Consider the following 12,703-nt stretch of genomic DNA (forward strand, 5'->3'; position numbering starts at 1 on the left):
TTTAATTTAACTTAGATTTTATTAGCCTTCAAGCTTTAATATTTATATACATAAAAAGAGGATTAAATCTTATAAATTTAAGATCTAATCCTCTATATTTTAAATATAATTAGTCTCTCAAAGTAGCACCTAATTTATATTCTAAAGCTCTTAATATTTTATCATGTACTTTATTAACTTCCTTATCAGTTAATGTTTTATCAGCTCTATATGCAATAGCATAAGCTATACTTTTCTTACCATCTGGAATTTGCTTTCCTTTATATATATCAAATAGTTCTACTTTTTCTACTAAATTTCCGCCAGCTTTTCTTATGCAATCTTCAATTTCTTGAACTAATATGCTATCATCTACAAGCAATGCAATATCCCTTGTAACAGCTGGAAATTTAGGTAATGCCTTGTATTTTCTATCCATATCGGCACTTTCATATAATACATCTAAGTTAAGTTCTGCAATAAAACAAGGTACATCAATACCATAATTTTCAGTTACATCTAAATGAACTTCACCTAAAGTACCTGCTACATTTTTTCCAATAACAAGTTTTGCAGTTTTACCTGGATGATAACTTACATTTTCACTTTCTCTTTCATACTTAGAATTCTTTATTCCTAAACCTTCAACTATGTTTTCAACAGCACCTTTAAGGTCTAAATAATCACAATCACCATACATACCAATTGTTAATATATTTCTTTCAGTTGGAATCTTAGTTTCATCTTCATTTTTAATATATACTTTAGCCATTTCAAATAGTCTAACATAATCATTATTTCTTGAATAATTTCTTCCTAAACATTCCATCATTGAAGGTATAGTTGTAGTTCTCATAACACTGTAGTCTTCACCTAAAGGGTTCTTAATTTTCACTACATTTCTAAGCTCACTATCTTCTGGTACATTGATTTTATCAAATACTTTTGGAGATACAAATGAATAGCTTATAGATTGATTTAATCCACTACCTGTAGCAAGCATTACCACTTTGTCATCTAATAATCTTTTTCTATATTTAGGCTCTCTTGATGTAGAAACACTGAAAATTGTTGCAGGTATAACATCATATCCATAAATTCTAGCTATTTCTTCTGCAACATCTTCTCTAATAGCAATATCAATTCTGAATGTAGGGGCTGTTACAACTAAACTATCCCCCTCTATTTCTGTAAATAAATCAACACTATCTAAACATTCTTTCATTTCTTCTTTAGAAAGATTTGTTCCTAAAAATTTATTAACCCAACTAGAATCAACAATTACTTTACTTTCTTCTTTTTTCTTATTATAAATATCTATAGTGCCTTCTATAACTTCTCCTGCTCCTAATTCACAAATCAAAGCACACGCTCTATCTAAGGCAAGCTTAGCTAAATTAGGATCTATATCTTTTTCAAATCTTCCAGAAGCTTCACTTCTTAAATTTAACTTCTTAGAATTAACTCTTATATTTGTACCATCAAAGTTTGCACATTCAAAAATAACTTCTGTTGTATCTTCTTTTATTTCTGAATTTAATCCACCCATTATTCCTGCTAATCCAACAATCTTATTGTCGTCTTTTATACAAAGCATTGAATCATCTAATTCTCTTTCTACTTCATCTAAAGTAGTAAATTTTTCTCCTTTGCTTGCTCTTTCAACTACTATTTTATTAGTAGAAATTTCTCTAGCATCATATGCATGCATTGGTTGACCTAATTCAAGCATAACGAAATTCGTAATATCAACTATATTATCTATAGGTCTTATTCCTGCTTCAAGAAGTCTTTCTTGCATCCAACTTGGTGATGGTTTTACTTTTACATTTTTAATTTTTCTTGCCATATATCTTAAGCATAATTCATCTTTAACTTCAACTTTTAATTCATTATTAACATCTTCTTTGCAACCTACTTCATATTCTAAATTAGGCATTTTATAAGTTGTTTTTAATGCTGCGGCAGTTTCTCTAGCCATACCAACTATACTTAAACAATCAGGTCTATTTGATGTTATCTCAAAATCTAATATAGCTTTATTTAATTTTAATAATTCTTTAAGTTCCACTCCAAGTTTAGTATCAGTAGGTAATATCATTAAACCATGAACTGGTTCATCACCTGCTATACCTAATTCTTCTTCTGAGCAGAACATACCATTTGACGGAACTCCTCTAAGCTTACCTTTTTTTATCTTACTTCCATCTGCTAATGTTGAACCATGTAAAGCTACTGGAACTACATCTTGTTCTTTCATATTTGTTGCTGCCGTAACTATTTGAATAGTTTCAGTTCCAATATCAACTTGACAAATACTTAATTTATCTGCATCTGGATGTTTTTCTATTTTAGTAATTTTTCCTGTAACAACTTTATTTATAACATCACCTTGAATTATTAATTCTTCTAATTGTGATCCAGTTAAAGTTAATTTATCCCCTAATTCTTTAGGACTAACATTTATATCAACATAATCTTGTAGCCAACTAAATGGTACTTTCATATTTTTTCCTCCTTATTTCCCTTAATTAAGAATATAAAATTAAAACTTTAGATTTTATATTTTGTTAGTTAAACTTTCCTCATAAGGGTATTTTATATTTGTCTCTTTGAACATACTTATAAAATATATATAAAGAAACTTACATATTCTCTTAAAATCACATTCTACAAGTAAATTCTTAACTTCTTATATTCTAAAATTCTTTAGAATTTATATTTTTATATTATTAATAAATATATTTATAAAACTTATGATAATTTCATAATAATCTATTAACTATAAATTATATTTAGAATTGATTTAAAAATCTCATATCACTTTCGTATAATAATCTTATGTCATCTATACCATACTTAAGCATTACCATTCTATCAACACCAAATCCGAAAGCAAATCCACTATATACTTCTGGATCTATTCCACAATTTCTAAGTACATTTGGATGAACCATACCACAACCTAAAAGTTCTATCCATCCGCTATTTTTACATACTCTGCAACCTTTTCCTCCGCATACAAAACAAGTTGCATCCATTTCAGCTGATGGTTCTGTAAATGGGAAGTGATGAGGTCTAAACTTAGTTTGCACTTTATCACCAAACATTTTTTTAGCAAATAATTCTAAAGTTCCCTTTAAATCAGCAAAGGTAACTCCCTTATCTATAACTAATCCTTCCATTTGATAAAATATAGGTGAATGTGTAGCATCAACTGAATCTGATCTATAAACTTTACCTGGTGAAATCATCTTAATTGGTGGTTTTTGATTTTCCATAGTTCTAACTTGAACTGGTGAAGTTTGAGTTCTAAGAACTATATTATCATTTATATATAATGTATCTTGCTCACTTCTAGCTGGATGATTTTTAGGTATATTTAATGCCTCAAAGTTATAATGATCATATTCAACTTCTGGACCTTCTTCTATTGTAAATCCCATTGATATAAATATGTCTTCCATAGTTTGAAGTGTTAATTCTAAAGGATGTCTCTTCCCTATAACTTTCTTTTTACCTGGAAGTGAAATATCTATAGTTTCACCAGCAAGTTTTTCAGCTTTTTCTTTATCTTTTATCTTCTTTATAGCTATTTCTAACTTTTCTTCAACTTTAGCCTTTGCTTCATTAACTAACTTTCCTACTAAAGGTCTTTCTTCAGGAGCTATTGATCCCATACCTCTCAATATTGTAGTAAGTTCTCCTTTTTTTCCTAAGAACTTAACTCTTATTTCTTCTAATTCATTACTATTCATTGAATTTTCAATTTGCTTTAATGCAAGTTCTTGTAATTCTATAAGTCTTTCTTTCATGTTATTTCTCCTTTCAGATATTTTTTTACAATAAAAAAATCGTCCCTATAAAAGGGACGAATTATCCGCGTTACCACCCTAATTGAAACGTATAATAATACCTAAAAATACATCATACGAATCCAACTTAAAATTTAACGGCATTTACCGCTAGCTACTACTTAATTTCACAGCTAGAACTCCTGAGTGAACTTCAATATTATTCCATTTGAATAAGCTTACAGTCTATGACTTATTCTCCCTTAAAACTTTCTAATATCTACTCTCTCATTCACAGTTTATAATTATTTAATTCCCTATAATTATACAAATAAACTAATTAAAATTCAATACCAAAAATTTAATTAGAATTTTGTCTTACTTTTTCAAAAATTATAATTGAAGTAGCTATAGCTACATTTAGAGATTCTGCCCCACCTGGCATTGGTATTTTAACCCTTCTATCAGCTAAGTCTAATATCTCATTAGAAACACCATTTCCTTCATTACCAACTGTAAGAATTGTTTTTCCTTTTAAATCTTCTTTAAAAAAATCTTTACTACTTTCTAATGATGTAACCACTAATTTAAAGCCATCTTTTTTCAATGATTTAATTAATGAAAATTTGTCATCATCATAATATATTGGCATATAAAAAAGTGATCCCATTGTAGATCTTATTGTTTTTTCATTGTATATATCTACTGTTCCTTTTGAAAGTATTATTCCATTTACTCCTGCTGCATGAGCAGTTCTTATTATAGTTCCTAAATTTCCAGGATCCTGTACTTTATCACAAAGCAAATAAAAATCTCCATGAAAATCTAAATTTTTATTTTCCATATTAACTATAGCAATAATTCCCTGTGGATTTTCTGTTGATGTTAAATCCTTAAATAAATTATCAACTATACAATACTTTTTTTTATTCTCTACTTTATTTATATCTATATAATTATTTAACTTTTCATATCCAGCTTGTGTTAATATTAAATAATCTATATCTAAATTAGCTTTTATAGCCTCATCAACAAGTCTAAAGCCTTCAATTACATATTTATTTATTTTATTTCTATTTTTTCGTTCTTTAAGTTTTTTAGCTTCTTTATATACAGTATTTTCTTTACTTTCGATAAAAATCAAAGTCTACACCTCAATTAATTTAATCTTACTATCATACCTTCAAGTTTACTTAAATCTTCTGCTGAACCAATTGCTACTATTATATCATTAGAATTTACAATATGATCTGCTGATGGTGATATATTTATATCTTCACCTGTTTTAATTGCCATAACATTTATTCCATATTGACTTCTTAATTTTATTTCTCTTAAACTTTTTCCATTCCATTCATCTAATGCTTGAATTTCCATTATACTATAATCTGAAGATAACTCAATATAGTCTAATATACTAGAAGAAACTAAGTTATGTGCAACTCTAACTCCCATATCTTGTTCTGGTAAAATTACTCTGTCAGCACCAATTTTATATAAAACTTTAGAATGTATCTTATTATTAGCTTTTGCAATTATATATTTAACACCTAACTCTTTAACAAGTAAAGTTGCCATAATACTAGCTTGTATATTAGAGCCTATAGTTACAATTGCAACGTCAAAATTTCTAATTCCTAATGTTCTTAAAGCATTTTCGTCATTAGCATCCATTTGTACTGCATGAGTTACATTATCAGAAATGTCTTGAATTATGTCTTCATCTTTATCTATTACTAAAACATCATTTCCTAAATCATATAAAGTTTTAGCTACCGAAGCACCAAATCTTCCTAATCCAATTACTACAAATTGTTTATTTACCAAAGCTAAACCACTCCTATCCTATCAATATCTTACCTTCTGGATATCTATATCCCTTCTTTTTCTTTCTATTTAACAATGCTAAAATTACAGTTAATGGGCCTACTCTTCCACAATACATTGTAATCATTATAACAATTTTCCCCGTAAATGATAATTGTTGAGTTACACCTGTTGTTAACCCTACTGTACCAAAAGCTGAGGTTGCCTCATAAAGCAAATTTATAAATGATTGATTCGGTTCTACTATTGTAAGAATCATTGTCACAACAATGACAATCATCATTCCTATAAAGAATAAAGTAAAAGCTTTATATACCAAATCTTTAGAGAATCTTTTTTCAAAAACTTCAGTATCTTCTCTTCCTTTTAAAATAGAAATAACAGTTAAAACTAAAATACCAAATGTAGCAGTTTTTAGACCACCTGCTGTAGATCCTGATGATCCACCTATAAACATTAATAGAATAGTAATTAATTTTCCAGACATAGTCATATCATCAGTTGATATACTATTAAAACCTGCTGTTCTTGGAGATACTGATGCAAAAAATGAGTTTAGGATTTTATCCTTTAAAGACATTCCACCTATTGTTTTCATATTATTATATTCAAGTAGAAATATGCATATAAAACCAAAAATAATCAATGATATAGTAACTAATAATACAAATTTAGAATTAATAGAAAATTTCTTAGAATTTTTATTATAATTATAGACTTCAAGCCATACGGTGAAACCTAAACCACCAATTATTATTAATGCACTTAAACTTAATATTACTACTATATTACTAGAATATCCAGTTAGACTAGTGAAATTTCCAAACAAATCAAACCCTGCATTACAAAATGCTGAAATAGAATGGAAAAAACTATAAAATAATCCCTTTAAGAATCCAAACTTTGGTATAAATTGAGTTGATAGTAATAATGCTCCAAAAAATTGAACTGAAAATGTTAATGCAAATACATATTGAACCATTCTAACTAATCCTTCAATATTAAAAGTATTCATAGCTTCTTGCACTAATAATCTATCTCTTAAGGTTATTTTCTTTCCAAGTAGTATTGCAATAAATGTGGTAAAAGACATAAAACCCATACCACCAATTTCTATTAAAATTATAATTACAACTTGACCGAAAGTGCTCCAATAAGTACCTGTATCCAACGTAACTAGACCAGTAACACATACTGCTGATGTTGAAGTAAAGATAGCATCTATAAAATTTGTACTTTCACCACTCACAGAAGAAATAGGCAGTGTTAATATAAGTGCACCTACTAAAATAACTAAAGCAAATCCTATAGCTAATACCTGAACTGCATTAAGTCTTGATTTTTTTGTTAAAACTTTTGCCATATACTCACCTCAAAAGGTTAATTTAAAATCGCTTAATTTTATTTTATCTATTTAATATAAGATTTATGTAAACTAAATATATTTAATAACTCTAAAATATAATATTTTCCAATATATAAAATAAAATGCGACCTAAGTCGCATTTTATTAAGCGTTTAATTGTTTTTTAGCTACTTCTACTAAATCAGCAAATGCTTTTGCATCATTGATAGCGATTTCTGATAACATTTTTCTGTTTATATCTATTCCAGCTAATTTAATTCCGTTCATGAATTTAGAATATGAAAGACCATTCATTCTAGTTGCTGCATTTATTCTAGCAATCCATAATCTTCTGTAATCTCTCTTCTTATTCTTTCTTCCAACATAAGCATTTCTTAATGCTCTTATTACTGATTCATTAGCTGTTTTAAATAACTTACTCTTTCCACCGTAATATCCTTTTGCAAGTTTTAAAACTTTTTTATGATTCTTACGAGCGTTTTTTGCTCTCTTTACTCTTGCCATGCCTTAAACCTCCTGTAATCTCTTCAATTATAGATATGGTAATAATTTTTTCATTACTTTTTCTTCTGATTTTGATACGTATCCACCTTTTCTAAGATTTCTCTTAGTCTTAGGACTCTTCTTTGTTAATATGTGGCTTTTAAATGCTTTTGCTCTTTTAAGCTTTCCTGTACCTGTTTTCTTAAATCTTTTTGCTGCACCTCTGTGGCTTTTCATTTTTGGCATAAATAAAATCCTCCTCTCAAGTTATCCCTTTTTAGGGCCTAAAACCATTATCATATTTCTGCCTTCTCTTTTTGCTGGCTTTTCTATTTGACAGACATCTTGTAATTTATTTGCGAAGTTATCGAGAATCTTTGCACCAAGATGAGTTAATTCCATCTCTCTACCTCTAAATCTAACAGTGATTTTAACTTTGTCTCCCGCTAACAAGAATTTTCTAGCATTTTTTGCTTTTATAGCAATATCATGTTCTTCTATTGTAAGACTTACTCTTACTTCTTTAATACTTACTACTTTTTGTTTCTTTTTAGCTTCTTTTTCTTTTTTAGATTGTTCATATATGAACTTACCAAAGTCCATTATTTTACACACTGGAGGGTTTGCATTTGGTGAAATCATCACTAAATCTAATTCTTGTTCCTCAGCCATTCTCATAGCTTCTCTTGATGAAATTACACCTAGTTGTTCTCCATCATTTGCAATTGCTCTTACTTCTCTTTGTCTTATTTGTTCATTAATAAAATAATCTTTACTAATACTTTTCACCTCCGAGGAATTTTATACATAATAAAAGACGGCAACAAGCCGTCTTACACTATCACTTTTAATAAAATCTAGAGATATAACCATACCAGTAATTAAAACTGTACGGTGAGAAACGGCTATGTTTCTTCTTTACGAACTAAATTATATCAAGCATATCATAATGTGTCAATACTTTTTATTATTATTTTTTTATTTTCACATTTTATACATCCTTCACAGTATTCGACTCTCTCTCCAAACACACTATTAATAGTATCTAAAAACTCTCCATTAGTAGAATTTTTCTTATTATGAACTATTATTTTTTTAGGAGTGTTGGTAATTAATCCACTAATTAATATATCTTCTGTACTCACATCGCTCATCTTTCCGCACTCTGAAAATTCTTCCTTAAAGATTTTTAATAAATCTGTTCCCTTATTGTCTTTTACTGTATAGTTTCCATCTTCTTCTATTAAAATATCTATTAACTCAATTTTGCAATCCTGTATATCTACAAAATATTTTAATAATTTTACAAATTCCTTATATTCTTTTTCAACGATATAGTTTTCAACTACTTTTTGTATTATTTTCTCTATATCACCTCTAAGTTTTTTCATTCTAAATGTTATAAATCCATTTATATTAATTTCTTGTTTTTCCTTTATACATTCTTTTATTTCTTCTATAATTCCATTCATTTTATTTAAATAATAAATAGAGTTGCCATCTTTTAATCCATTTTCACATTGCAAAACTTTAATAACAGCATCTTCTATTTCTAATATTTCATCTTGCTTTAAGAAAAAATAATTTTCTGTTAAAAATTCTAACATTTCTTTTTTTCTATAATTATCAATAACTATTTTATATAAAATATTACTTACATATAAGTTAATAATATCTTTTACCTTTTCATTATAATACTCTTCTTCACAAATAATCTTTACAATATGAGTAGTATCTTCTATGCTTTCCACCAATCCTATTATTATACCTTTTTTCTTTAGCAATTCTCTTAGATCTTGTAATTCACTAACAAAATCTAATTCATCATTATAAGCTAGTTTTAAAACAAGCATGGATTTCACTCCCTTCTTACATTAGTATGTAATAAACTTAAAGCTCTTATACTCATAAAAATGCTAAATTTAGATTTTAATATCTATTGTTTTTTTTTAATTCTATAGTAATTTTTTATTATAAATTACTATATTAAAGGAGTATTGCTATGTATTGTTTTATTGATTATAGAACTACAAAAGAAGAAATTAATAATTTATACAAACTTAATCTTGAGCCAATTTTAGTTCCAAAATCTGATGAAGTATACGAGGCTATAAATGGTCATCCTGATATTCAACTAAATATATTGAAAAATAATTCTGAAAATAAGATTATTGTACACAAAAATATCTCCTCTAATTTTTTAAATATATTAAATAATAAGAATATCAAATATATTGTTTCTGAATCATCCTTGTCTAATACATATCCTAAAGACATTATTTTAAATTCTTTAATTTTAGATAATTATTTTATTCATAACTTAAAATATAGTGACAATAACCTTATGCTTTCTCAATCAGATAAAATAAAAATTAATGTTAATCAAGGATATACTAAATGTTCCATACTACCTATTAGAGATAAAGCTCTTATAACAAGTGATATTGGTATTTATTCTACACTAATAAATTATGATTTTGATGTTCTTTTGCTCCCTTCTGGTGATATACTTCTTCCAAACTTAAATTATGGATTTATTGGTGGTACTGGTGGATTAATTTCTGATAGCAAAATAGCTTTCTTTGGTGAACTAAGTCATTATGAATGGGGAAATGAAGTGAATAATTTTTTATATAAGTATGATGTTTGTCCTATTTACTTAAGAAAAGGTAAATTAATAGATAGAGGTAGTTTATTGGTACTTTAAATATGGCTTACAAATTTATTATATCCACTATTAATAATATGATTTTATTTTTTTTGTGTTCCTATTTTATTAAGGTACATTCAAATAAATAACTAGTTCGTATAATAGTTTATTTTGTAAACTACTTCTTCCTTGAAACATACTATTAACACAACTATTGGCAGAACACGGGACATTTTATTTCACAAAATATCTGTCCAATCTTCGACTTGTTATTTATTTACATATACTTAACTATACTGATTATTTATAATTTTAAAATAATATTAAATAAAAAAATGTACTTTAGCTTAAAACTAAAGTACATTCTTATAATATCTAACATATTATCTAAATAATTATTTTGTTGAAGATTTTAATAATTCGCCTACATTTTCAGTTGTAAATATATATTTTGTATTACAGAAATTACATATTATTTCTTCATTTTTTCCATCATCATAAATTTCTTGTAAATCTTTCTTTCCTATGGAAGCTAAAGCTTTTTCTACCTTTTCTCTTGAACAATCGCATTTATATGATGGTTCAATAGAATCTAATATATTTAAATCCATACCTTCAAATATAAATTCTAATACTTCTTCTATAGTTTTTCCTTCAGATATTAAAGTGGTTATAGGTGGTATCTCTTCTAACCTGTAAGTTACTAAGTCTGCTAATAATTCATCAGCATCCGGCATCATTTGAACTATAAATCCACCTGCTGCCTTTATAGATAAATCTTTATCAACTAACACTCCTAAAGATACTGCTGATGGTGTTTGTTCAGATACTGTAAAATAGTAAGCAAAATCCTCCGCAATTTCTCCTGTATATATAGGAACTTGACCTACATATGGTTCTTTTAACCCTAAATCTTTAATTACATATAATAAACCATCTTTCCCAATGGCTCCACCAACATCTAATTTTCCTTTTACATTTAATTCTCTATTAACATAAGGATTACCTATAAATCCTTTAACACTTGCATCATTATGTGCAGTAACTGTAATACCTTTTGCTTCTCCACCACCATCTATCTTTAATGTAACAGATTCTTTTTCACTCTTTAATGTAATTCCAATCAAAGTTCCAGCTGTAAGCATTCTTCCTAATGCTGCTGCAGCTAATGGAGTACATTCATGAATTTTACTACCTTCATTAACTAGATTTGTAGTAATTCCCCCTATTATCCTAACCATTCCGTTTTTAGCTGTTGCTCTTACAATTTTATCTTTCATACAAAATATCGCCTCCTCTATTTACTAACAACATAAACTATTCTTTCGCTTTGTTTAAATACAGTTTTATCATTATAACTATCAAACTTACCTACTAATTTAAATTTGCAATCTTTTAAAGCTTGTTCTAGTTCTTCTTCTTTATAAGCTCTCTCTATATGTTGCTCTTCAAATTTTTCATATAAGTCTTCTTTGCTTTTTACAAAAAAAGTTAAATACATGTTAAGTATATTTTCTTCAAATACATTTTCCCATGTATAAAAAATATCTTCTGAATTATATGTATAAATATTATTTCCCAATATATTTGATAATTTGTAATATGAATTTATATCAAATACAAATATACCATCATCTTTTAAATGTTGATACACCCTATTAAGATAACTAATTAAATCATCATATTCTGTTAAATAATTTGTTGAATCAAGAACAGATGTTATTAAATCAAATTTATGATTTAGCGATAATTCACACATATCTTGACATATTATTTTCGCTTTAACTTTGTTTTCCTTAAATTTATCAAATGCTACATTTAACATTTCATCTGATAAATCAACTGCATATGTATTTTTAAAATATTTTGCTACATTTATTGAAACATTACCTGTCCCACATGCTAAGTCTAAATAATCTTCATATTGAATATTATTTTGTTTACACAATTCTATAATTCTATTACTTACTAATTCATAATTTATATCTTCATATATTAATTTATCATAAATATTTGCAAATTCGCCATAAACCATAAATATTACCCATCCTTAAAATATCATATATATTTCCAACAATTATATTATATCTTAATAGTTAATTCGTCAACTTTAATAAATATTAATAATATCATCACATATACAAATTACGTTTATTAATATACACTTTAGATACTTAACTTATAACAAAACATAAATAAATATATACTTAATTGTTAATATTGCTCTTACTTATCAAATACATTTTCATATCTTAACTTTAAAATATATATTATTTTTTCTTATTTTTACTAGATTTTTGTAATATCTGATTATTAGTTGGCATATTTAGCATTTTCTTTCTTTTTGTCATAAGACCACCTATACGACCTGTTTCTTCTGCTGAAAGTCCACCCCAACCTTCTTCATCAACTTTATCTTTTAATCCAAGTTCTTCTGCAATTTCATACTTCAATTTTTCTCTCATCTTTTCTGCTTCAGTAAGTTCTTTATTAGATTTTATCTTGGATTTTATTATTTTTTTTAATGGTGTACCACTCATGGTTATACACTCCTTTCAAAAAACAAATTATTAATACTATATAATATCTAATAAAGCGTATATT

At 26.9% G+C, this 12,703-nt stretch carries 13 protein-coding genes and 1 other annotated feature; of the genes, 1 reads left to right on the top strand and 12 read right to left on the bottom strand.

Annotated features, from left to right (window positions below):
* Window positions 1–109 precede the first annotated feature (109 nt).
* The 9 genes from pheT to ytxC all read right to left on the bottom strand — a co-directional run bounded on the left by pheT (window position 110) and on the right by ytxC (window position 9,302).
* Window positions 110–2,485: a phenylalanine--tRNA ligase subunit beta gene (pheT, locus tag BGI42_RS09680; protein ID WP_069680109.1), complete on the bottom strand. Its 2,376-nt coding sequence runs from the start codon at window positions 2,483–2,485 to the stop codon at window positions 110–112.
* 289 nt (window positions 2,486–2,774) lie between these two features.
* Entirely contained in the window at window positions 2,775–3,794 is a 1,020-nt protein-coding gene (gene pheS, locus BGI42_RS09685) for a phenylalanine--tRNA ligase subunit alpha (protein WP_069680110.1), read from the bottom strand.
* Window positions 3,795–3,843: 49 nt separating this feature from the next.
* Window positions 3,844–4,078 (bottom strand) — a binding site (T-box leader).
* Window positions 4,079–4,134: 56 nt separating this feature from the next.
* Entirely contained in the window at window positions 4,135–4,917 is a 783-nt protein-coding gene (locus BGI42_RS09690) for a TrmH family RNA methyltransferase (RefSeq protein WP_069680111.1), read from the bottom strand.
* A gap of 14 nt (window positions 4,918–4,931) precedes the next feature.
* On the bottom strand, window positions 4,932–5,600 hold the full coding sequence (locus BGI42_RS09695) for a potassium channel family protein (RefSeq protein ID WP_069680112.1): 669 nt from the start codon (window positions 5,598–5,600) through the stop codon (window positions 4,932–4,934).
* 13 nt (window positions 5,601–5,613) lie between these two features.
* Complete coding sequence (locus BGI42_RS09700; RefSeq protein ID WP_069680113.1) at window positions 5,614–6,963, bottom strand: TrkH family potassium uptake protein; 1,350 nt, start codon at window positions 6,961–6,963, stop codon at window positions 5,614–5,616.
* 147 nt (window positions 6,964–7,110) lie between these two features.
* The gene (gene rplT / locus BGI42_RS09705; RefSeq protein WP_069680114.1) at window positions 7,111–7,470 is read right to left on the bottom strand and encodes a 50S ribosomal protein L20; all 360 of its coding nucleotides are present in this window, start codon (window positions 7,468–7,470) and stop codon (window positions 7,111–7,113) included.
* Between the two features lie 27 nt (window positions 7,471–7,497).
* A complete protein-coding gene (gene rpmI, locus BGI42_RS09710) occupies window positions 7,498–7,695 on the bottom strand; it encodes a 50S ribosomal protein L35 (protein ID WP_003373773.1) in 198 nt (65 codons plus the stop codon).
* A gap of 21 nt (window positions 7,696–7,716) precedes the next feature.
* Window positions 7,717–8,238 carry a translation initiation factor IF-3 gene (gene infC / locus BGI42_RS09715; RefSeq protein ID WP_069680115.1) on the bottom strand — a complete coding sequence of 174 codons (522 nt, stop codon included), beginning with the start codon at window positions 8,236–8,238 and terminating at the stop codon, window positions 7,717–7,719.
* A gap of 155 nt (window positions 8,239–8,393) precedes the next feature.
* A complete protein-coding gene (gene ytxC / locus BGI42_RS09720; RefSeq protein WP_069680116.1) occupies window positions 8,394–9,302 on the bottom strand; it encodes a putative sporulation protein YtxC in 909 nt (302 codons plus the stop codon).
* 149 nt (window positions 9,303–9,451) lie between these two features.
* Here ytxC and BGI42_RS09725 point away from each other — a divergent pair, with 149 nt between their 5' ends.
* A complete protein-coding gene (locus BGI42_RS09725; protein ID WP_069680117.1) occupies window positions 9,452–10,156 on the top strand; it encodes a DUF6873 family GME fold protein in 705 nt (234 codons plus the stop codon).
* A 338-nt stretch (window positions 10,157–10,494) separates the two neighbouring features.
* On the opposite strand, the gene hslO is transcribed toward BGI42_RS09725, so the two are convergent.
* The 3 genes from hslO to BGI42_RS09740 all read right to left on the bottom strand — a co-directional run bounded on the left by hslO (window position 10,495) and on the right by BGI42_RS09740 (window position 12,639).
* Window positions 10,495–11,379: an Hsp33 family molecular chaperone HslO gene (gene hslO, locus BGI42_RS09730; RefSeq protein ID WP_069680118.1), complete on the bottom strand. Its 885-nt coding sequence runs from the start codon at window positions 11,377–11,379 to the stop codon at window positions 10,495–10,497.
* A gap of 17 nt (window positions 11,380–11,396) precedes the next feature.
* Window positions 11,397–12,134: a class I SAM-dependent DNA methyltransferase gene (locus BGI42_RS09735; RefSeq protein ID WP_069680119.1), complete on the bottom strand. Its 738-nt coding sequence runs from the start codon at window positions 12,132–12,134 to the stop codon at window positions 11,397–11,399.
* Between the two features lie 235 nt (window positions 12,135–12,369).
* Entirely contained in the window at window positions 12,370–12,639 is a 270-nt protein-coding gene (locus BGI42_RS09740; RefSeq protein ID WP_069680120.1) for an alpha/beta-type small acid-soluble spore protein, read from the bottom strand.
* Window positions 12,640–12,703 lie beyond the last annotated feature (64 nt).

This window comes from Clostridium taeniosporum (assembly GCF_001735765.2).
GTDB lineage: Bacteria > Bacillota > Clostridia > Clostridiales > Clostridiaceae > Clostridium > Clostridium taeniosporum.

What these genes read in the sequence shown, in the direction of transcription:
- pheT (WP_069680109.1), bottom strand. Translation starts at nt 2,485, where the DNA reads ATGAAAGTACCATTTAGTTGGCTACAAGATTATGTTGATATAAATGTT.
- pheS (WP_069680110.1), bottom strand. Translation starts at nt 3,794, where the DNA reads ATGAAAGAAAGACTTATAGAATTACAAGAACTTGCATTAAAGCAAATT.
- BGI42_RS09700 (WP_069680113.1), bottom strand. Translation starts at nt 6,963, where the DNA reads ATGGCAAAAGTTTTAACAAAAAAATCAAGACTTAATGCAGTTCAGGTA.
- rplT (WP_069680114.1), bottom strand. Translation starts at nt 7,470, where the DNA reads ATGGCAAGAGTAAAGAGAGCAAAAAACGCTCGTAAGAATCATAAAAAA.
- rpmI (WP_003373773.1), bottom strand. Translation starts at nt 7,695, where the DNA reads ATGCCAAAAATGAAAAGCCACAGAGGTGCAGCAAAAAGATTTAAGAAA.
- ytxC (WP_069680116.1), bottom strand. Translation starts at nt 9,302, where the DNA reads ATGCTTGTTTTAAAACTAGCTTATAATGATGAATTAGATTTTGTTAGT.
- BGI42_RS09725 (WP_069680117.1), top strand. Translation starts at nt 9,452, where the DNA reads ATGTATTGTTTTATTGATTATAGAACTACAAAAGAAGAAATTAATAAT.
- hslO (WP_069680118.1), bottom strand. Translation starts at nt 11,379, where the DNA reads ATGAAAGATAAAATTGTAAGAGCAACAGCTAAAAACGGAATGGTTAGG.
- BGI42_RS09735 (WP_069680119.1), bottom strand. Translation starts at nt 12,134, where the DNA reads ATGGTTTATGGCGAATTTGCAAATATTTATGATAAATTAATATATGAA.
- BGI42_RS09740 (WP_069680120.1), bottom strand. Translation starts at nt 12,639, where the DNA reads ATGAGTGGTACACCATTAAAAAAAATAATAAAATCCAAGATAAAATCT.